General features: G+C 69.4%; 16 protein-coding genes. 15 read left to right on the forward strand and 1 reads right to left on the reverse strand.

Annotation, left to right across the window (positions count from 1 at the left end):
- Positions 1-3 precede the first annotated feature (3 nt).
- The gene (mptB, locus tag OG524_RS21380) at positions 4-1,521 is read left to right on the forward strand and encodes a polyprenol phosphomannose-dependent alpha 1,6 mannosyltransferase MptB (RefSeq protein ID WP_405811519.1); all 1,518 of its coding nucleotides are present in this window, start codon (positions 4-6) and stop codon (positions 1,519-1,521) included.
- Positions 1,522-1,609: 88 nt separating this feature from the next.
- Here mptB and OG524_RS21385 read toward each other — a convergent pair whose 3' ends face one another.
- A complete protein-coding gene (locus OG524_RS21385) occupies positions 1,610-2,431 on the reverse strand; it encodes a C40 family peptidase (protein ID WP_405389237.1) in 822 nt (273 codons plus the stop codon).
- Positions 2,432-3,435: 1,004 nt separating this feature from the next.
- Between OG524_RS21385 and OG524_RS21390 the strand changes: the two genes are divergently transcribed.
- The 14 genes from OG524_RS21390 to nuoN are packed head-to-tail and all read left to right on the forward strand — an operon-like array spanning position 3,436 to position 19,490.
- Complete coding sequence (locus OG524_RS21390; protein WP_003992243.1) at positions 3,436-3,795, forward strand: NADH-quinone oxidoreductase subunit A; 360 nt, start codon at positions 3,436-3,438, stop codon at positions 3,793-3,795.
- Positions 3,796-3,813: 18 nt separating this feature from the next.
- Positions 3,814-4,368, forward strand: coding sequence for an NADH-quinone oxidoreductase subunit B family protein (locus OG524_RS21395; protein WP_014154689.1), 555 nt, complete (start codon positions 3,814-3,816; stop codon positions 4,366-4,368).
- Positions 4,365-5,081: an NADH-quinone oxidoreductase subunit C gene (locus OG524_RS21400; RefSeq protein ID WP_405389236.1), complete on the forward strand. Its 717-nt coding sequence runs from the start codon at positions 4,365-4,367 to the stop codon at positions 5,079-5,081. Before OG524_RS21395 ends, OG524_RS21400 begins: the two co-directional genes overlap by 4 nt.
- The gene (locus OG524_RS21405; RefSeq protein WP_405389235.1) at positions 5,081-6,403 is read left to right on the forward strand and encodes an NADH-quinone oxidoreductase subunit D; all 1,323 of its coding nucleotides are present in this window, start codon (positions 5,081-5,083) and stop codon (positions 6,401-6,403) included. The genes OG524_RS21400 and OG524_RS21405 overlap by 1 nt, the downstream gene beginning before the upstream one ends.
- A 29-nt stretch (positions 6,404-6,432) precedes the next feature.
- Positions 6,433-7,248, forward strand: coding sequence for an NADH-quinone oxidoreductase subunit NuoE (gene nuoE / locus OG524_RS21410; protein WP_405393133.1), 816 nt, complete (start codon positions 6,433-6,435; stop codon positions 7,246-7,248).
- On the forward strand, positions 7,248-8,621 hold the full coding sequence (nuoF, locus tag OG524_RS21415; RefSeq protein ID WP_405389234.1) for an NADH-quinone oxidoreductase subunit NuoF: 1,374 nt from the start codon (positions 7,248-7,250) through the stop codon (positions 8,619-8,621). The genes nuoE and nuoF overlap by 1 nt, the downstream gene beginning before the upstream one ends.
- Positions 8,618-11,125 carry an NADH-quinone oxidoreductase subunit G gene (locus OG524_RS21420; RefSeq protein WP_405389233.1) on the forward strand — a complete coding sequence of 836 codons (2,508 nt, stop codon included), beginning with the start codon at positions 8,618-8,620 and terminating at the stop codon, positions 11,123-11,125. Before nuoF ends, OG524_RS21420 begins: the two co-directional genes overlap by 4 nt.
- Positions 11,122-12,522: an NADH-quinone oxidoreductase subunit NuoH gene (nuoH, locus tag OG524_RS21425; protein ID WP_405389232.1), complete on the forward strand. Its 1,401-nt coding sequence runs from the start codon at positions 11,122-11,124 to the stop codon at positions 12,520-12,522. Before OG524_RS21420 ends, nuoH begins: the two co-directional genes overlap by 4 nt.
- On the forward strand, positions 12,515-13,120 hold the full coding sequence (gene nuoI / locus OG524_RS21430; protein ID WP_405811520.1) for an NADH-quinone oxidoreductase subunit NuoI: 606 nt from the start codon (positions 12,515-12,517) through the stop codon (positions 13,118-13,120). Before nuoH ends, nuoI begins: the two co-directional genes overlap by 8 nt.
- Positions 13,117-14,049: an NADH-quinone oxidoreductase subunit J gene (locus OG524_RS21435; protein ID WP_405389230.1), complete on the forward strand. Its 933-nt coding sequence runs from the start codon at positions 13,117-13,119 to the stop codon at positions 14,047-14,049. The genes nuoI and OG524_RS21435 overlap by 4 nt, the downstream gene beginning before the upstream one ends.
- Positions 14,046-14,345, forward strand: a complete 300-nt coding sequence (nuoK, locus tag OG524_RS21440; protein ID WP_099173920.1) for an NADH-quinone oxidoreductase subunit NuoK — start codon at positions 14,046-14,048, stop codon at positions 14,343-14,345. The genes OG524_RS21435 and nuoK overlap by 4 nt, the downstream gene beginning before the upstream one ends.
- Before the next feature lie 12 nt (positions 14,346-14,357).
- The gene (gene nuoL / locus OG524_RS21445; protein ID WP_405811521.1) at positions 14,358-16,253 is read left to right on the forward strand and encodes an NADH-quinone oxidoreductase subunit L; all 1,896 of its coding nucleotides are present in this window, start codon (positions 14,358-14,360) and stop codon (positions 16,251-16,253) included.
- Positions 16,254-16,257: 4 nt separating this feature from the next.
- Positions 16,258-17,829: an NADH-quinone oxidoreductase subunit M gene (locus OG524_RS21450; RefSeq protein WP_405389228.1), complete on the forward strand. Its 1,572-nt coding sequence runs from the start codon at positions 16,258-16,260 to the stop codon at positions 17,827-17,829.
- Positions 17,826-19,490 carry an NADH-quinone oxidoreductase subunit NuoN gene (gene nuoN, locus OG524_RS21455; RefSeq protein WP_405389227.1) on the forward strand — a complete coding sequence of 555 codons (1,665 nt, stop codon included), beginning with the start codon at positions 17,826-17,828 and terminating at the stop codon, positions 19,488-19,490. The genes OG524_RS21450 and nuoN overlap by 4 nt, the downstream gene beginning before the upstream one ends.
- Positions 19,491-19,613: the final 123 nt, after the last annotated feature.

The following is a 19,613-nucleotide window of genomic DNA, read 5'->3' on the forward strand; positions in this document are numbered from 1 at the left end:
ACCATGCGGGCAACGGGGACATGGGACGTCGGCGCATACCGCCGACTGGGCACGGCAGGCGCGGCGGCGGCAGTGGCGGGAGGCTGGGCCGTCGGCACCCTGCCGGCCCATGACCCGTGGGGCCTGTGGGTCCCGCACGGGCCCGCTGCGACCGCCGCGGGCTACGCACTGGCGTACGGCGGCCTGACGCTGCTCGTCGTCTCCTGGTGGCTGTACGGCAGGGCGGGCGCCTCCGTCCGCCACAGCCTCGTCACCCTCGTCTGGTGGGCGGCACCGTTCGTCCTGGCGCCGCCGCTCTACAGCGCCGACGTCTACAGCTACATCGCCCAGGGCGCGATGGTCCTCGAAGGCCACGACGTCTACAGCGTGGGGCCGTCGGTCCTGGACCCCGCGGGGCCCGGCGGTGACGCCGCCGCGAGCGTCGGCGGCCACTGGACCGAAACCCCGGCGCCGTACGGACCGTTCTTCCTGGTCCTCGCGAAAGGCGTGGCCTGGGTGACGGGCGGCACGATCGTGCCCGCCGTGCTGGGTCTGCGGATCATCGCCCTGGGCGCGCTGGCGCTGATCGCGTGGGCACTGCTGCAGCTCGCCCGCGAGCACGGCCGTAGCGGGAGCGCCGCGCTCTGGCTGGGGGCGCTCAACCCGCTGCTGCTCATGCACGTGGTGGGCGGCATCCACAACGACGGACTGATGGCCGGCCTGATGCTGGCGGGCGTGGTGCTTGCCCTGCGCGGCCGGTGGATCACCGGCGCGGTGCTCATCGGACTCGCGGCGATGGTCAAGTCCCCCGCGGCGTTGGCCCTGCTGTTCGTGGGCGTCGTCGTGGGCCGGGCGGCGACCGGCCCGCTCGTACGACGGGTGGCGAAGGGTCTGCTGCCCGGACTGGCCGCCGGGGCGGTCGCCGTCCTCGCGACGCTCCTCGGCGGCACGGGCTTCGGCTGGCTGGGGACCCAGGGCGTCGCGGGGCGTATCCACACCGCGCTGTCGGTCAGCAGCGACCTCGGGCTGGGGCTCGGACATCTGCTGCGCCTGCTCTTCGGAACCGATCCGGATCCGGTCAGGTCCGCCGTGCAGAACCTGGGGCTGCTGGTCGCCCTCGTACTGATCGCAGTCCTCGCCCGGCGTTCCTGGACCGGCCGTACGGAACCGGTCCACGCCCTGGGCCTGGCGCTGCTGGCGCTGGTGGCCCTCTCCCCGATGGTGCAGCCGTGGTACCTGCTGTGGGGGACCGCGGTGATCGCGGCCACCGCGTGCGACGGCCGCGTCCGGAACGTGGTGACGGTGCTGTCGGCGGGGCTCGTCCACGAGACGCAACCCTCGGGCTCCACACCCCCGTACGGCTTCGTGCTGGCCGGACTCACGTGCGCGGTCGGCTTCCTGCTCCTGCGCCGTGACGCGGCGGTGCCGGACGCGGTCCGGGTGCCGGGGCCGCGCCGGCCGGAGCACGTGGGCACGGATACGGGAGCGGACGCGGGTACGGGTACGGGTACGGAGGCCGATGTGTGGACCGGGACGCACTGACCCGGCGCGGGAGGCGAAAGGGCCGTCACTCCCGAGCGGGGGAGTGACGGCCCTCGGCCGTGCCGAAGCGTCCGGCGTGCTTTGTGAATCAGAGAACGCGGACCGCACCCGACGGCGGGTCGTAGTCCAGGGACTTCTGCACCACACCGGTGCTGGAGTTCTGCGCACCGACGAACTGGCCGCCGCCCACGTAGATCCCGACGTGGTACGCGCTGCCCGCACCGCCCCAGTACAGGATGTCGCCCGGCTGAAGGTTGTTCAGCGAGACCTGGGTGCCGGCCGTCGACTGGCTCTGCGAGACGCGCGGCAGGTCGACGCCCACCGTGCGGAACGCGGCCTGGACCAGACCGGAGCAGTCCCACGAGTTGGGGCCGGTGCCACCGGACACGTACGCGTCGCCGACCTGCGACTGTGCGAACGCGACCACGGACGCCGCGGAGCCCGTGGCGTTCGAGGAGTACGACGGCGACGAGGAGGAGCCCGACGAGCCCGAGGAGGCGCTCAGCGTGGTGCGCTCGGCGGTGCGGGAGGCACGCTCGGCGGCCTCCGCCTTCGCCTTCGCGGCAGCCTCGGCCTTCTTCTCGGCCTCGGCCTTGCGGACCGCCTCGGCCTTGGTCTTCTTGGCCGTCTTCGCGGCGACGGCAGCCGCGGCGTCCTCGTGCGCCTGCGTCTCCAGGTCGAGAGCGACCTGCTGCGTCGCCTGGGCGGACGCGGCGACAGTCGTGGAGAGCCCGGCCGTGATGGTGGGCATCTCGATGGTCTGGGTCACCGGCTCGGCCTGGGCCGGACCGGCGGCACCTGCGACCGCGATGGTGCTGAGGACGCCACCGGCAACTCCGGCCCGCAGTGCCGTCTTCGAGGCACTCTGGCGGGGCTTCCGGTGGCTGGGTATGTGAGCGGTGTGGGACATGGGTACTAGCGCTATCAGGGCCGTGGGGGTACCCGTCAAGAAACGTGTGTTGCGACACAGTTACGTTCGGAATCTGTGAATCCGCTTATCTGAGGCCTTTATTGACGCCTTAACGGGCAAAACGGGCAACCGCTATCAAGGCTGTGATCACGGTGTTTTAGTAATTCGCCCGAATTGCCCGGCGCCTACCATCCGTTCACGCGGATGGCCAAGCTCGCTTTACTTGAAGCGTATGTGGAGTGATGCAGGTCACAGCATGACTCTCCCGGGAGGGGTAACCGCGCACCCGTGTCCCGGGCGGGTGTGCGGGGAGGTGGCCTGATGCGACCCCATGACCTATTGGCGAGTCATGTCCGTTTGTTCGGCGGCCGGTCGGTGGGGGGCGGGCGGGTGGCCGGTGAGTGATCGGCGGGCGGCCGGTGCCGGTCGACGCCGGCCGGCGGTTCGGCCGGCGTGCCGGTCCGCTCCGCCGTCCCACCGTCCTGTCGCCCCGTCGCCCCGTCGCCCCGTCGCCCCGTCATCCGCTCGTCCCGGAGTGAGGTCCGCCCGGGGCACCCCTCCGTGCGGCCTGCGTCCGGAAGTTCGTGAATGTGTGCACATTGTCCACATCGGTACCCCGGAACCCCTCGTCCGGGTGGGGTCACTTGCGGCCGATTCCTATATCACCCGCGCGATGTCCACCGCCAATTTGCTTGTACTGGCTGTCGATTGATAGTGCCGCACGCCCTTGACCAGCGGTAACGCCGCCAGATGTCACGTCTCGTAACCACTCGGCCGCTTCGCGTGCGAAGATCACCGCTCATCCGACTTCATGATCGTTCGTCAGGTGGTGGAGATCACAAAGGTGTTGCTGTACCCCGTGTCGCAGATCACAGGATGGCGGGCATAGGATGCGGGGCAGTCGGGCTTGTGAACTGCCTCACATGTGCACGATCTTGGTGAGGTGGCGAGCCGGTCGCCCGATGCGGTCCAACGGTCAAGGACGACTGGAAGGAGCGAGGAGCGTGAATGCCTACGCGCCCATCCTCGTGCTCGGCGCCCTCGGGGCAGGGTTTGCGATCTTCTCCGTGGTCATGGCCACGCTTATCGGCCCTAAGCGGTACAACCGAGCAAAGCTCGAAGCGTACGAGTGCGGTATCGAACCCACCCCCACTCCAGCCGGAGGCGGCCGCTTCCCCATCAAGTACTACCTGACGGCGATGCTGTTCATCGTCTTCGACATCGAGATCGTCTTCCTCTATCCCTGGGCGGTCACCTTCGACGCCCTGGGGATCTTCGGGCTCGTGGAGATGCTGCTCTTCGTGCTCACCGTCTTCGTCGCCTACGCGTATGTGTGGCGCCGGGGCGGCTTGGAATGGGACTGAGGGGCTGAGGGGCACACCATGGGACTCGAAGAGAAGCTGCCGAGCGGCTTTGTGCTGACCACTGTCGAGCAGGCCGCCGGGTGGGTGCGGAAGTCGTCCGTCTTCCCCGCCACTTTCGGCCTCGCCTGCTGCGCCATCGAGATGATGACGACCGGAGCCGGGCGCTACGACCTGGCCCGTTTCGGGATGGAGGTCTTCCGTGGCTCGCCGCGGCAGGCGGATCTGATGATCGTCGCGGGACGGGTCAGCCAGAAGATGGCGCCCGTTCTGAGGCAGGTCTACGACCAGATGCCGAGCCCCAAGTGGGTCATCTCCATGGGGGTTTGCGCATCGTCGGGCGGTATGTTCAACAATTACGCCATTGTGCAGGGTGTTGATCATATTGTCCCGGTCGACATCTATTTGCCGGGATGCCCGCCGCGTCCCGAGATGCTGATCGACGCGATCCTCAAGCTCCACCAGAAGATCCAGGGCTCCAAGCTCGGGGTCAACGCAGAGGAAGCCGCCCGCGAGGCGGAGGAGGCGGCCCTCAAGGCACTTCCCCTGATCGAGATGAAGGGGCTGCTGCGATGAGCGACGAACCCGACAGCAACAGCGGCCAGGTGCCCGTCCCGCGCGACGACTCCGGTGAGGTCATCGGCGTACGCAAGGGGATGTTCGGCGCCGACAACGGCGGCGACACCTCGGGCTACGGCGGACTCGTCCGCACCGTGACCCTGCCGGGCGCCTCGTCCCGACCGTACGGCGGCTGGTTCGACGAAGTGGCCGACGAGCTGGAAGGGGCCCTGGAGGAACAGGACCTGCTCCCCGCCAACGCCATCGAGAAGACGGTCGTCGACCGTGACGAACTCACCTTCCACATCGCCCGCGAGCACCTGCTCCAGGTCGCCCGCACCCTCCGCGACGACCCGGCCCTGCGCTTCGAGCTGTGTACGGGCGTCAGCGGCGTGCACTTCCTCGGGGACAAGGGCCGCGAGCTGCACGCGGTCTACCACCTGCGGTCGCTCACCCACGGGCGGCTGATCCGCCTGGAGGTGTCCGCCCCCGACAGTGATCCGCACGTCCCGTCCCTCGTCGAGGTCTATCCGACCAACGACTGGCACGAGCGCGAGACCTACGACTTCTTCGGGCTGATCTTCGACGGGCACCCCGCCCTGACGCGGATCATGATGCCGGACGACTGGCAGGGCTTCCCGCAGCGCAAGGACTACCCGCTCGGCGGCATCCCCGTCGAGTACAAGGGCGCCCAGATCCCGGCTCCGGACCAGCGGAGGTCGTACAGCTGATGACCACTCCCCGTGCAACACCGCGCTCCACGACCGAGGGGACTGTATATACAGTCACCGGCGGCGACTGGGACGAGGTCGTCGAGTCCGCCGCGAAGGCGGACGACGAACGCATCATCGTCAACATGGGCCCCCAGCACCCGTCCACGCACGGCGTGCTGAGGCTGATCCTGGAGATCGACGGCGAGACCGTCACGGAGGCCCGCTGCGGCATCGGCTACCTCCACACCGGCATCGAGAAGAACATCGAATTCCGGAACTGGACGCAGGGCACCACCTTCGTCACGCGCATGGACTACCTGACCCCGCTCTCCAACGAGGCGGCGTACTGCCTCGGGGTCGAGAAGCTCCTCGGCATCGAGGACCAGATCCCCGACCGGGCCGGCGTCCTGCGCGTCCTGCTGATGGAGCTCAACCGGATCTCCTCGCACCTGGTGTGCGTCGCCACCGGCGGCATGGAGCTCGGCGCGACGACGATCATGATCTACGGCTTCCGCGATCGTGAACTGATTCTCGATCTCTTCGAGCTGATCACCGGCCTCCGGATGAACCATGCGTTCATCCGGCCCGGCGGACTCGCCCAGGACCTGCCCCCGGGCGCGGTCGACCGGATCCGCGAGTTCGTGAAGACCATGAAGAAGAACCTGCCGGAGTACGACAAGCTCGCCACCGGCAACCCGATCTTCAAGGCCCGCATGCAGGGCGTCGGATACCTCGACCTGGCCGGCTGCATGGCGCTCGGCGCCACCGGCCCGGTCCTGCGCTCCGCCGGACTCCCGCACGACCTGCGCAAGACCGACCCGTACTGCGGCTACGAGAACTACGAGTTCGACGTGCCCACCGCGGACACCTGCGACTCCTACGGCCGCTTCCTCATCCGCCTGGAGGAGATGCGCCAGTCGCTCAGGATCATCGAGCAGTGCCTGGACCGGCTGGAGCCGGGTCCGGTCATGGTCGCCGACAAGAAGATCGCCTGGCCCGCGCAGCTCGCGCTCGGACCCGACGGCCTCGGAAACTCGCTCGACCACATCAAGAAGATCATGGGCACCTCCATGGAGGCCCTGATCCACCACTTCAAGCTGGTGACCGAGGGCTTCCGGGTCCCGGCCGGACAGACGTACACCGCCATAGAGTCGCCCAGGGGCGAGCTCGGCGTGCACATCGTCTCGGACGGCGGTACCCGCCCCTACCGGGTCCACTTCCGCGACCCGTCCTTCACCAACCTGCAGGCCATGGCGGCGATGTGCGAGGGCGGCCAGGTCGCCGACGTCATCGTCGCCGTCGCGTCCATCGACCCCGTGATGGGAGGCGTCGACCGGTGACCGCATCCAGTCGAGAAGTCAGCCTGGGGATGCCGCAGCTCCCCGCCCCCGCCTACCCGGCCGACGTACGCGCCCGGCTCGAAGCGGACGCGAAGGAGGTGATCGCCCGCTACCCCGGCAGCCGCTCCGCGCTGCTGCCGCTGCTGCACCTGGTGCAGTCGGAGGAGGGGTACGTCTCCCGCACGGGTATGGCGTTCTGTGCCGAACTCCTCGGCCTCACCACCGCCGAGGTCACCGCGGTCGCCACCTTCTACACGATGTACCGGCGCCGGCCGAGCGGCGACTACCAGGTCGGGGTCTGCACCAACACCCTGTGCGCGGTCATGGGCGGCGACGCCATCTTCGACCGGCTCAAGGAACACCTCGGCGTCGGCAACGACGAGACGACCGAGGACGGCAAGGTCACCCTCGAACACATCGAGTGCAACGCGGCCTGCGACTTCGCGCCCGTCGTGATGGTCAACTGGGAGTTCTTCGACAACCAGACGCCGGAGAGCGCGACGCGGCTCGTCGACGACCTGATCGCCGGCCGGACCGTCGAACCCACCCGCGGCGCGCCCCTGTGCACGTACAAGGACACGGCCCGCATCCTGGCCGGCTTCCCCGACGAGCGCCCCGGCGCGGTCGAGGCCACCGGCGGCGCGGGCGCCGCCTCCCTGATCGGGCTGAAGCTCGCCAAGGGCGAGGCCGTTCCGCACGCCCGCGTGGTCGCACCCCGGGGTGAGGCCCCGCGCGACCGTCCGCAGAAGGGTGCCGAGCACCTCAGCTCGCATGACGCGCCGCAGCAGACCTCGGCCTCCGACCCGGAGCACCCGGCCGGGCCCGCAGCCGAGGAGGGGGAGTGATGACCTTGGCAGCCGAGATCGACAACAACGGGACCAGCCCGGAGAAGCTCCTGGCCCCCGTCCTCTCCGCCTTCTGGGACGAGCCGGAGTCCTGGACGCTGGACACCTACCGTCGCCACGACGGCTACGAGGGACTGCGCAAGGCGCTGGCCATGTCGCCGGACGACCTCATCGCGTACGTCAAGGACTCCGGTCTGCGCGGACGTGGTGGCGCCGGCTTCCCCACCGGGATGAAATGGCAGTTCATCCCGCAGGGCGACGGCAAGCCGCACTACCTGGTCGTCAACGCCGACGAGTCGGAGCCGGGTACCTGCAAGGACATCCCGCTCCTCTTCGCGAACCCGCACAGCCTCATCGAGGGCATCGTGATCGCCTGCTACGCGATCCGCTCGTCCCACGCCTTCATCTATCTGCGCGGCGAAGTCGTCCCCGTACTGCGGCGGCTGCACGAGGCCGTGCGCGAGGCGTACGAGGCCGGGTACCTGGGGAAGGACGCCCTCGGCCCCGGGCTCGACCTGGAACTCACCGTGCACGCCGGTGCCGGTGCGTACATCTGCGGTGAGGAGACCGCGCTGCTCGACTCGCTCGAAGGACGCCGCGGCCAGCCCCGGCTGCGTCCCCCCTTCCCCGCGGTCGCCGGTCTGTACGCCTGCCCCACTGTGGTGAACAACGTCGAGTCCATCGCCTCGGTTCCCGCGATCCTGAACAAGGGCAAGGACTGGTTCAAGTCGATGGGCAGCGAGAAGTCCCCGGGCTTCACGCTGTATTCGCTCAGCGGGCACGTCACCAGCCCCGGCCAGTACGAGGCCCCGCTCGGCATCACCCTGCGCCAGCTGCTCGACATGAGCGGCGGCATCCGGGCGGGCCACCGCCTCAAGTTCTGGACCCCCGGCGGCTCCTCCACCCCGATGTTCACCGAGGAGCACCTCGACGTCCCGCTGGACTACGAGGGCGTCGGCGCCGCCGGATCCATGCTCGGCACCAAGGCGCTGCAGTGCTTCGACGAGACCACCTGCGTGGTGCGGGCCGTCACCCGCTGGACCGAGTTCTACGCCCACGAGTCCTGCGGCAAGTGCACGCCATGCCGTGAGGGCACCTACTGGCTCGTCCAGCTGCTCCGCGACATCGAGGCCGGCAAGGGCGAGATGGCCGACCTCGACAAGCTGAACGACATCGCCGACAACATCAACGGCAAGTCCTTCTGCGCCCTCGGTGACGGCGCCGCCTCGCCGATCTTCTCCTCGCTGAAGTACTTCCGCGAGGAGTACGAGCAGCACATCACGGGCAAGGGCTGCCCCTTCGATCCCGCCAGGTCGACCGTCTGGGCCGACGACAAAGACGACAAGAACGCTCACCGGGGGGTGAACGCATGACAGTCACCACGAGTGCGCCCTCCGGGGGCGGCGAGGCGGCCATCCCGCCCGAGGACCTGGTCACGCTGACCATCGACGGCATCGAGATCAGTGTCCCCAAGGGCACCCTGGTCATCCGCGCCGCCGAACTCCTCGGCATCGAGATCCCGCGCTTCTGCGACCACCCGCTCCTCGACCCGGCCGGTGCCTGCCGGCAGTGCATCGTCGAGGTCGAGGGCCAGCGCAAGCCGATGGCGTCCTGCACCATCACGTGCACCGACGGCATGGTCGTGAAGTCGCAGATCACCTCGCCCGTCGCGGAGAAGGCCCAGAAGGGGGTGATGGAGCTCCTGCTCATCAACCACCCGCTGGACTGCCCGGTCTGCGACAAGGGCGGCGAGTGCCCCCTGCAGAACCAGGCGATGTCGCACGGCGGCGCCGACTCCCGCTTCGACGGGAAGAAGCGCACCTTCGAGAAGCCCGTCCCGATCTCCACCCAGGTGCTGCTGGACCGCGAGCGGTGCGTGCTCTGCGCACGCTGCACCCGGTTCTCCAACCAGGTGGCCGGCGACCCGATGATCGAACTCATCGAGCGCGGCGCCCTCCAGCAGGTCGGCACCGGTCAGGGCGACCCCTTCGAGTCGTACTTCTCCGGCAACACCATCCAGATCTGCCCGGTCGGAGCGCTCACCTCGGCGGCGTACCGCTTCCGCTCCCGGCCCTTCGACCTGGTGTCGACGCCGTCGGTGTGCGAGCACTGCGCGGGCGGCTGCGCGACCCGCACCGACCACCGGCGCGGCAAGGTCATGCGGCGGCTCGCCTCCAACGACCCCGAGGTCAACGAGGAGTGGCTCTGCGACAAGGGCCGCTTCGGCTTCCGCTACGCCCAGCAGCGCGACCGGCTCACCACTCCGCTCGTACGCAACGCGGACGGGGTGCTCGAACCGGCGAGCTGGCCCGAGGCACTGGCGGCAGCGGCAACCGGTCTCTCGGCCGCCCGCGGCAGGGCCGGTGTCCTCACCGGCGGCCGGCTCACCGTCGAGGACGCCTACGCGTACAGCAAGTTCGCGCGGATCGCCCTCGGCACCAACGACATCGACTTCCGCGCCCGGATCCACAGCGGCGAGGAAGCCGACTTCCTGGCCGCCCGGGTGGCCGGACGCGGACGCGACCTGGACGGCGGCGGGGTCACGTACACCTCGCTGGAGAAGGCCCCGGCGGTCCTGCTGGCGGGCTTCGAGTCCGAGGAGGAGGCGCCCGGCGTCTTCCTGCGGCTGCGCAAGGCCCACCGCAAGCACGGGCAGCGGACGTTCGCGCTCGCCTCGCACACCAGCCGGGGCCTGGAGAAGGCGGGCGGCACACTGCTTCCCGCCGCGCCCGGCACCGAGACCGAGTGGCTGGACGCCCTCGCGGGCGGAGTCGGTCTGGAGGGCGAAGGAGCCGTGGCGGCCGAGGCGCTGCGCGGCGAGGGCGCCCTGATCGTCGTCGGCGAACGGCTCGCCGGAGTTCCCGGCGCGCTCACCGCCGTCGTACGGACCGCCGCCGCGACCGGAGCCACCCTCGTGTGGATCCCGCGGCGGGCCGGTGAGCGCGGCGCCCTGGAGGCGGGCGCGCTCCCGTCGCTGCTGCCCGGCGGCCGTCCGGCCACCGACCCGCGGGCCAGGGAGGAGGTGGCGTCCGTCTGGGGCGTCGCCGAACTCCCGTCCCGCTTCGGCCGCGACACCGGCCAGATCGTGGAGGCCGCGGCCACCGGCGAGCTGGCCGCGCTGCTCGTCGCGGGCGTCGACCCCGAGGACCTGCCCGACCCGGCCCGCGCCGTCCAGGCGCTCGACGAGGTCGGCTTCCTGGTCTCGCTGGAACTGCGCCCCGGCGCCGTCACCGAGCGCGCCGACGTCGTCCTGCCCGTCGCCGCCGTCGCGGAGAAGCCCGGCACCTTCCTCAACTGGGAAGGCAGGGCGCGGATGTTCGAGGCCGCGCTCAAGCCCGAGCAGCTGCCGCGCACGCTCTGCCCGACCGACGCACGGGTGCTGCACATGCTGGCCGACGCGCTGGACGTGCACCTCGCCCTGCCCGACCTGCGGGCGGCCCGCCGCGAGCTGGACCGGCTCGGCGGCTGGCAGGGCACCCACGCCGAGGACCCGCGGGCGACGTCCCGGCCGGTGCCCCGGGCCGGAGACGGCGAGGCGGTCCTCGCGGGCCACCGGATGCTGCTCGACCGCGGCCGGCTGCAGGAGGGCGACGAGGCACTGGCCGGCACCCGGCACGCGGCCGTCGCCCGGCTGTCCGCCACCACGGCGGCCGAGGCCGGGGTGAAGGACGGCGACCTCCTTGCCGTCACCGGCCCCGCCGGCACCACCGAACTCCCGCTGGCGGTCACCGACATGCCGGACCGCGTCGTGTGGGTGCCGCTCAACTCCGTGGGCCGGGGCGTCCCGGCCGACACGGGAGCGGCCCCCGGCGCGCTGGTCCGGATCGGCCCCGCGGCCCCCGGATCCCACGACGTCGCATCGGAGGTACGGGCGTGACTGGCCTCGTCCCACTCGCGACGGCACCGCACAGTGCCGTCCTCGCCGCCGAGGATCTCTCGATGTTCGGCACCGACCCCTGGTGGCTCGTCGCCGTCAAGGCGGTGTTCTGCTTCGCGTTCCTGATGGTGACCGTGCTCTTCTCCATCGTGTGGGAGCGCAAGGTCGTCGCCTGGATGCAGCTGCGCATCGGCCCGAACCGGCACGGCCCCTGGGGCATGCTCCAGTCGCTCGCCGACGGCATCAAGCTGATGCTGAAGGAAGACGTCGTCGTCAAGCGGGCCGACAAGGTCGTCTACGTCCTGGCGCCGATCATCGCCGCGGCCCCCGCCTTCATGGCGATCGCGGTGATCCCCTTCGGCCCGTCCGGCAACGAGGTCTCGATCTTCGGCCAGCGCACGACGATGCAGCTGACCGACCTGCCGATCGCGATGCTGTACATCCTCGCGATCGCCTCCGTCGGCATCTACGGCATCGTGCTGGCCGGCTGGTCCTCCGGATCGACGTACCCGCTCCTGGGCGGTCTGCGCTCGTGCGCCCAGATGATCAGCTACGAGATCGCCATGGGTGCCGCGTTCGCCTCGGTGTTCCTCTACTCCGGGTCGATGTCGACCTCGAAGATCGTGGAGGCGCAGGAGGACCGCTGGTTCATCATCCTGCTGCCGGTCTCCTTCATCATCTACGTCGTCACGATGGTCGGGGAGACCAACCGGGCCCCGTTCGACATGCCGGAGTCCGAGGGCGACCTGGTCGGCGGCTTCAACACCGAGTACTCCTCGATCAAGTTCGCGATGTTCATGCTCGCCGAGTACGTCAACATGGTCACCGTCTCCGCGGTCTCCGTGACCCTGTTCCTGGGAGGCTGGCGGGCTCCGTACCCGATCAGCACCTTCTGGGAGGGCGCGAACCACGGCTGGTGGCCGATGCTCTGGTTCGTCATCAAGGTCCAGCTGCTGCTGTTCTTCTTCATCTGGCTGCGCGGCACCCTGCCCAGGGTCCGCTACGACCAGCTGATGAAGCTCGGCTGGAAGGTCCTGATCCCGGTCTCCGTGGTCTGGCTGATGCTGGTCGCCACGGTCAGGGCGCTGCGCAACGAGGGGTACGACTTCTCGAAGATCGTGCTGTACGTCGCCGGGGCCGTCATCGCGATCCTGCTGATCTCCTTCGTCGCCGACATCTTCCGGGACCGGAAGGCCAAGGCCGTCGAGGCGGAGGCCGGACCCGAGCCGGCGTTCGATCCGATGGCGGGCGGATTCCCGGTGCCACCGCTGCCGGGCCAGACCCTGCCGCCGGTGCCGCGCCGCAGGCCACGACGCGAGCGGGAGCTCGTTGTCAGTGGCGGGCCGGATACTCAGAGTGACGAGTCGAGTGACGGAAAGGAGGCTGACGGTGTCTGAGCCCTCGGAGCCCACAGAGCCCTCAGGGGAGAAGTTCCTCAATCCCGTGGCCGGCTTCGGCGTGACCTTCAAGGCCATGTTCAAGAAGCGGCTGACCGAGCAGTACCCGGAGACGCAGAAGGTGACGGCGCCGCGCTTCCACGGCCGGCACCAGCTCAACCGTCATCCGGACGGCCTGGAGAAGTGCATCGGCTGCGAGCTGTGCGCCTGGGCGTGCCCGGCGGACGCCATCTACGTGGAGGGCGCGGACAACACCGACGAGGAGCGCTACTCCCCGGGGGAGCGCTACGGCCGCGTCTACCAGATCAACTACGCGCGCTGCATCCTGTGCGGGCTCTGCATCGAGGCGTGCCCCACCCGGGCACTGACCATGACGAACGACTTCGAGCTCGCCAACACCACCCGCGAGAGCCTGATCTACACCAAGGACGAGCTGCTCGCGGGGCTGGAGGAAGGCATGGTCGACAGCCCGCACGCGATCTTCCCGGGCATGGACGAACAGGACTACTACCGGGGCCTGGTCACCGAGGCCGCGCCCGGTACGGAGCGCCAGACGGCCGTGTCCAAGGGCGAGTCGGACAAGGAGGTGGACGCATGACCTCCGGTCTGGCCGCAGCGGCCACGCTCACCTCGACCGGCGAAGCCGTCCAGTTCTGGCTGCTCGGCACCGTCGCCGTGATCGGCGCGCTCGCCACGGTCCTGATGAAGAAGGCGGTGCACAGCGCACTGTCGCTCGCCGGCACCATGATCGTGCTGGCGGTCTTCTACCTCGCCAACGGCGCCTACTTCCTCGGCATCGTCCAGATCGTCGTCTACACCGGCGCGATCATGATGCTTTTCCTCTTCGTGGTCATGCTCGTCGGCGTCACCGCGGCGGACTCCCTCAAGGAGACCCTCAAGGGCCAGCGCTGGCTGGCCGCCGCCTGCGGCCTCGGCTTCGGCATCCTCCTGATCGCCGGCATCGGCCAGGCCTCGCTGAGCACCTTCAACGGCCTGGGCGCGGCGAACGCCGTGCACGGCGGCAACGTCGAGGGCCTGGCCAACCTGATCTTCACCAAGTACGTCTTCGCGTTCGAGATCACGGGCGCCCTGCTCATCACGGCCACCGTCGGCGCGATGCTGCTCACGCACCGCGAGCGCACCGAACGCGCCAAGACACAGCGGGAGATGTCGCAGGAGCGGGTGCGCAGCAGCCACGTGCCGCCGCTGCCCGCCCCCGGTGTCTACGCACGGCACAACGCCGTGGACATCGCCGGACTGCTCCCGGACGGCACCGCGTCCGAGCTCACCGTCATGCAGACGCTGCGCCGGCGCGGCCAGGTCCGGGACGTGTCCGACGAGTCGCTCGCCGACCTCAGGGCGCTGGAACAGCGCTCCGGGGAGCGGCTGGGCCGTGACCGCCCGGACAACGCCCTCCCGAAGCAGAACAACGGCAGCGCGAAGAACGGCAGCGCGAACAACGGCCTCGCGAAGAACGGCAGCGCGAAGACGGACCTCGCAGAAGAAGGGGAGGAGGTCGCCAAGTGAATCCGGTCAACTACCTCTACCTCGCGGCCCTTTTGTTCACGATCGGCGCCTCCGGTGTGCTGATCAGGCGGAACGCGATCGTGGTGTTCATGTGCATCGAGCTGATGCTCAACGCCTGCAACCTCACGCTCGTCGCGTTCTCCCGGATGCACGGCAACCTCGACGGCCAGATCATCGCCTTCTTCACGATGGTCGTCGCCGCCGCGGAGGTCGTCATCGGGCTCGCGATCATCGTGTCGCTGTTCCGCTCCCGCCACTCGGCCTCGGTCGACGACGCCAGCCTGATGAAGCTGTAAGGGGTCGGAATCGTGGAAAACCTGATTGCGCTGCTGGTAGCGGCGCCCCTGCTCGGAGCGGTGGTCCTGCTGTGCGGTGGCCGCCGGCTCGACCGGGCCGGCCACTGGATCGGCACCCTGTTCGCCGCCGCGTCCTTCGTCGTCGGTGTCGTGCTGTTCGTCGACATGCTGGGCAGGGGCGCGGACGACCGCACGCTGCACCAGAAGCTGTACAGCTGGATTCCCGTCGAGGGATTCCAGGCCGATGTGGCCTTCCAGCTCGACCAGCTGTCGATGACGTTCGTCCTGCTGATCACGGGTGTGGGCACGCTGATCCACATCTACTCGATCGGCTACATGGAGCACGACGAGCGCCGACGCCGCTTCTTCGGCTATCTGAACCTGTTCCTCGCGGCGATGCTCGTCCTGGTCATCGCGGACAACTACCTGCTGCTGTACGTCGGGTGGGAGGGCGTCGGTCTGGCGTCGTACCTGCTCATCGGCTTCTGGCAGCACAAGCCCAGCGCGGCCACCGCCGCGAAGAAGGCCTTCCTGGTCAACCGGGTCGGCGACATGGGCCTGTCCATCGCGATCATGCTGATGTTCACCACCTTCGGCACCTTCGCCTTCGGCCCGGTGTTCGAGGCGACCGGGGACACGAGCGAGGGCAAGCTCACGGCGATCGGCCTGATGCTGCTCCTCGCGGCCTGCGGCAAGTCGGCCCAGGTGCCGCTGCAGTCCTGGCTCGGTGACGCGATGGAGGGCCCGACCCCGGTCTCGGCCCTCATCCACGCCGCCACCATGGTGACCGCGGGCGTCTACCTCATCGTCCGCTCCGGCGCGATCTTCAACGGCGCGCCCGACGCGCAGCTGGTCGTCGTGGTCGTCGGTGCGGTCACGCTCCTCTTCGGTGCGATCGTCGGTTGCGCGAAGGACGACATCAAGAAGGCCCTCGCCGGGTCGACGATGTCGCAGATCGGCTACATGATCCTGGCCGCGGGCCTCGGCCCCATCGGCTACGTCTTCGCGATCATGCACCTGGTGACGCACGGCTTCTTCAAGGCCGGTCTCTTCCTCGGCGCCGGTTCGGTCATGCACGGCATGAACGACGAGGTCGACATGCGGAAGTACGGCGGCCTGCGGAAGTTCATGCCGGTCACCTTCGTCACCTTCGGCCTCGGCTACCTCGCGATCATCGGCTTCCCGGGTCTGTCCGGCTTCTTCTCCAAGGACATGATCATCGAGGCGGCCTTCGCCAAGGGCGGCACCGAGGGCTGGGTCCTCGGCTCCGTCACCCTGCTGGGCGCCGCGATCACCGCGTTCTACATGACGCGCGTGATGCTGCTGACGTTCTTCGGCGAGAAGCGCTGGCAGCCGGACGCGGAGGGCCACGAGCCGCACCCGCACGAGTCACCGAAGTCGATGACGATCCCGATGATCGTGCTGGCCTTCGGGTCGGTCTTCGCCGGAGGCTTCTTCTCCATCGGTGACCGGTTCATGCACTGGCTGGAGCCCGTCACCGGACACGACCACGGACACGCCCCGGTCAGCGCGACCACCGTCACCGCCGCCACCATGGTGGTGCTCGTCATCGGTGTCGCCGTCGCCTGGTCCATGTACGGGCGCAAGCCCGTCCCCGTCGTCGCCCCGCGCGGCTCGCTGCTCACCAGGGCCGCCCGCCGTGACCTCCTCCAGGACGACTTCAACCACGTGGTCCTGGTCCGCGGCGGCGAACACCTCACCCGCTCCCTGGTCTACGTCGACCACACCCTGGTCGACGGCGTCGTCAACGGCACGGCCGCCTCGATGGGCGGGCTCTCCGGCCGGCTGCGCAAGCTGCAGAACGGCTATGCCCGCTCCTACGCGGTCTCGATGTTCGGCGGTGCGGCGGTCCTCATCGCCGCAACCCTGCTGATGAGGGCGGTCTGATCACATGTCCTTTCCCCTCCTGACAGCGACGGCGGCGCTCCCGGCGATCGGCGCGATCGCCACCGCCGCCGTCCCCGCCGCACAGCGCACCGCGGCCAAATGGCTCGCGCTGATCGTCTCGCTCGGCACGCTCGTCCTCGCGGGCATCGTGTTCGCCCGCTTCGAACCCGGCGGCGACCGCTACCAGCTGACCGAATCGCACGCCTGGATCAAGGACTTCGGCGTGCGGTACGAGCTGGGGGTCGACGGCATCGGGGTGGCGCTCCTCGCGCTCACCGCGCTGCTGATCCCCTTCGTCATCCTGGCCGGCTGGCACGACGCCGACCCCCTGGAGACGAACTCCTCCCGGTGGCGGCCCACCCAGGGCTTCTTCGCGCTGATCCTGATGGTCGAAGCGATGGTGATCCTCTCCTTCGAGGCCACCGACGTCTTCCTCTTCTACATCCTCTTCGAAGCCATGCTCATCCCGATGTACTTCCTCATCGGCGGCTTCGGGGACCGGGCGCACGCGGGCACCGACGAGAACGCGGCGGCCCAGCGCAGCTACGCGGCCGTGAAGTTCCTCCTCTACAACCTGGCCGGCGGGCTCATCATGCTGGCCGCCGTCATCGGGCTCTACGTGGTCGCGGGCAGCTTCTCGCTCTCCGAGATCGCCGAGGCCCGGGCCAACGGCTCACTGGAGATGGCGAGCAGCACCGAACGGTGGCTGTTCCTCGGGTTCTTCTTCGCCTTCGCGGTGAAGGCCCCGCTGTGGCCGCTGCACACCTGGCTGCCCAACGCGATGGGGGAGGCGACCACTCCGGTCGCCGTCCTGATCACCGCGGTCGTCGACAAGGTCGGCACCTTCGCGATGCTCCGCTTCTGCCTCCAGCTGTTCCCGGAGGCCAGCAAGTGGGCCACGCCGGTGATCCTCGTCCTGGCGCTGATCTCCATCATCTACGGGGCACTGCTCGCCGTAGGCCAGCGCGACATCAAGCGGCTCATCGCCTACGCGTCGATCTCGCACTTCGGCTTCATCGTGCTCGGCATCTTCGCGATGACCAGCCAGGGCCAGTCGGGTGCCACGCTCTACATGGTCAACCACGGGCTCTCGACGGCCGCGCTGATGCTGGTCGCCGGATTCCTGATCACCCGGCGCGGCTCGCGCCTCATCGCCGACTACGGCGGGGTGCAGAAGGTGGCGCCGGTGCTGGCGGGGACGTTCCTGATCGGCGGTCTGGCCACGCTCTCACTGCCCGGCCTCGCCCCGTTCGTCAGTGAGTTCCTGGTCCTGGTCGGCGCGTTCAGCGCGTATCCGGTGGCCGGCGTCATCGCCACCCTCGGCATCGTGCTCGCCGCGCTCTACGTCCTCGTCCTCTACCAGCGGACGATGACCGGACCGGTCAGGGAGGGGATCGGGGGCATGCCCGACCTCAAGATCCGTGAGCTGGCGGTGGCCCTCCCGCTGATCGCCCTGCTGATCTTCCTGGGTGTCTTCCCGAAGCCGCTCACGGATGTCGTCAACCCGGCGGTGCAGCACACCATGCACGACGTACAGAAGAAGGACCCCCAGCCCGAGGTGGAGGCCGCCAAGTGAGCGCAACAGCTGTCCACAGCCTGTGGACGAGGGCGGGCGAGGTGACGACGGCCGCACCGGGCGACAAGTTCACCGCGCCGACCATCGAGTACGCCCAACTGGCGCCCGTCCTGATCGTGATCGGCGCCGCCGTCCTCGGCATCCTGGTGGAGGCGTTCGTCCCGCGCCGGGCCCGGTACACCACGCAGGTGTATCTGACGGTCGTCGCGCTCGCCGCCGCGTTCGCCGCGGTCGTGGCGCTGGCGGCCGGCGGGTACGCCGGGAAGAACGCGCAGATCGCCGCGATGGGCGCCGTCGCCGTCGACGGACCCGCCCTGTTCCTGCAGGGCACCATCCTGCTCGTCTCCGTCGTCTCCGTGTTCACGTTCGCCGAACGGCGCCTGGACCCGGCCGCGCACGGCAACCGCGTGGACTCCTTCGCCGCCCAGGCAGGTGCGGTCCCCGGCAGCGACAGCGAGAAGGCGGCCGTCAAGGCCGGCTTCACCACGACCGAGGTCTTCCCGCTGGTCCTCTTCTCCGTGGCGGGCATGCTCGTCTTCCCGGCCGCCAACGACCTGCTGACGCTCTTCATCGCGCTGGAGGTCTTCTCCCTCCCGCTCTACCTCCTGTGCGCCGTAGCCCGCCGCAAGCGGCTGATGTCGCAGGAGGCCGCGGTGAAGTACTTCCTCCTCGGCGCCTTCTCCTCGGCGTTCCTGCTCTTCGGTATCGCCCTGCTCTACGGCTACGCGGGCACCGTCTCGTACGCCGGGATCGCGAACGTCGTCGACGGCACCGTCCAGGAGATCGACCCGGCCCTCGCCGGCACCATGGGCAACGACGCGCTGCTGCTGATCGGCGGCGCGATGATCCTCATGGGCCTGCTCTTCAAGGTCGGCGCGGTCCCGTTCCACATGTGGACCCCGGACGTCTACCAGGGCGCACCCACCCCGGTCACCGGCTTCATGGCCGCGGCCACGAAGGTCGCCGCGTTCGGCGCGCTGCTGCGCCTGCTGTACGTGGTGCTGCCGGGCCTCACCTGGGACCTGCGGCCGGTCATGTGGGGCGTCGCGATCGTCACGATGCTGGGCGGGGCGATCGTCGCGATCACCCAGACCGACATCAAGCGGCTGCTGGCCTACTCCTCGATCGCGCACGCGGGCTTCATCCTCGCGGGTGTCATCGCGGCCAGCCCGGATGGCGTCTCGTCCGTCCTCTTCTACCTGGGCGTGTACTCCTTCGTGACCGTCGGCGCCTTCGCCGTCGTCACCCTGGTGCGCGACGCGGGCGGCGAGGCGACGCACCTGTCGAAGTGGGCCGGGCTCGGCCGGCGCTCCCCGCTCACGGCGGCCGTCTTCGCCGTGTTCCTGCTGTCCTTCGCCGGCATCCCGCTCACCTCGGGCTTCTCCGGCAAGTTCGCCGTCTTCAAGGCGGCGGCGGACAGCGGTGCGGGTGGCCTGGTCGTGGTCGGTGTGATCTCGTCGGCCATCGCCGCGTTCTTCTACATCCGCGTCATCGTCCTGATGTTCTTCAGCGAGCCGAAGGCGGACGGCCCCACGGTCGCCGTCCCGTCCCCGCTGACGATGACCACGATCGCGGTCGGTGTCGCGGTCACCCTGGTGCTGGGCCTGGCCCCGCAGTACTTCCTGGACCTGGCGAACCAGGCGGGAGTGTTCGTGCGGTAACGCACGCCGGCACCACGAAGACGCCGGACGGGCCCTGGAAGTCAAGCCCGTCCGGCGTTGTCGTACGCGGCGCCTATGGTTGCTGTGGACGGTTGGACAGCGACACGGACGGTACGGACGGGC

The organism is Streptomyces sp. NBC_01520 (assembly GCF_045040375.1).
Taxonomy (GTDB): domain Bacteria; phylum Actinomycetota; class Actinomycetes; order Streptomycetales; family Streptomycetaceae; genus Streptomyces.

What these genes read in the sequence shown, in the direction of transcription:
- nuoF (WP_405389234.1), top strand. Translation starts at nt 7,248, where the DNA reads ATGACCTTGGCAGCCGAGATCGACAACAACGGGACCAGCCCGGAGAAG.
- nuoE (WP_405393133.1), top strand. Translation starts at nt 6,433, where the DNA reads ATGCCGCAGCTCCCCGCCCCCGCCTACCCGGCCGACGTACGCGCCCGG.
- OG524_RS21450 (WP_405389228.1), top strand. Translation starts at nt 16,258, where the DNA reads ATGTCCTTTCCCCTCCTGACAGCGACGGCGGCGCTCCCGGCGATCGGC.
- OG524_RS21420 (WP_405389233.1), top strand. Translation starts at nt 8,618, where the DNA reads ATGACAGTCACCACGAGTGCGCCCTCCGGGGGCGGCGAGGCGGCCATC.
- OG524_RS21435 (WP_405389230.1), top strand. Translation starts at nt 13,117, where the DNA reads ATGACCTCCGGTCTGGCCGCAGCGGCCACGCTCACCTCGACCGGCGAA.
- OG524_RS21405 (WP_405389235.1), top strand. Translation starts at nt 5,081, where the DNA reads ATGACCACTCCCCGTGCAACACCGCGCTCCACGACCGAGGGGACTGTA.
- OG524_RS21385 (WP_405389237.1), bottom strand. Translation starts at nt 2,431, where the DNA reads ATGTCCCACACCGCTCACATACCCAGCCACCGGAAGCCCCGCCAGAGT.
- mptB (WP_405811519.1), top strand. Translation starts at nt 4, where the DNA reads ATGCGGGCAACGGGGACATGGGACGTCGGCGCATACCGCCGACTGGGC.
- OG524_RS21395 (WP_014154689.1), top strand. Translation starts at nt 3,814, where the DNA reads ATGGGACTCGAAGAGAAGCTGCCGAGCGGCTTTGTGCTGACCACTGTC.
- OG524_RS21400 (WP_405389236.1), top strand. Translation starts at nt 4,365, where the DNA reads ATGAGCGACGAACCCGACAGCAACAGCGGCCAGGTGCCCGTCCCGCGC.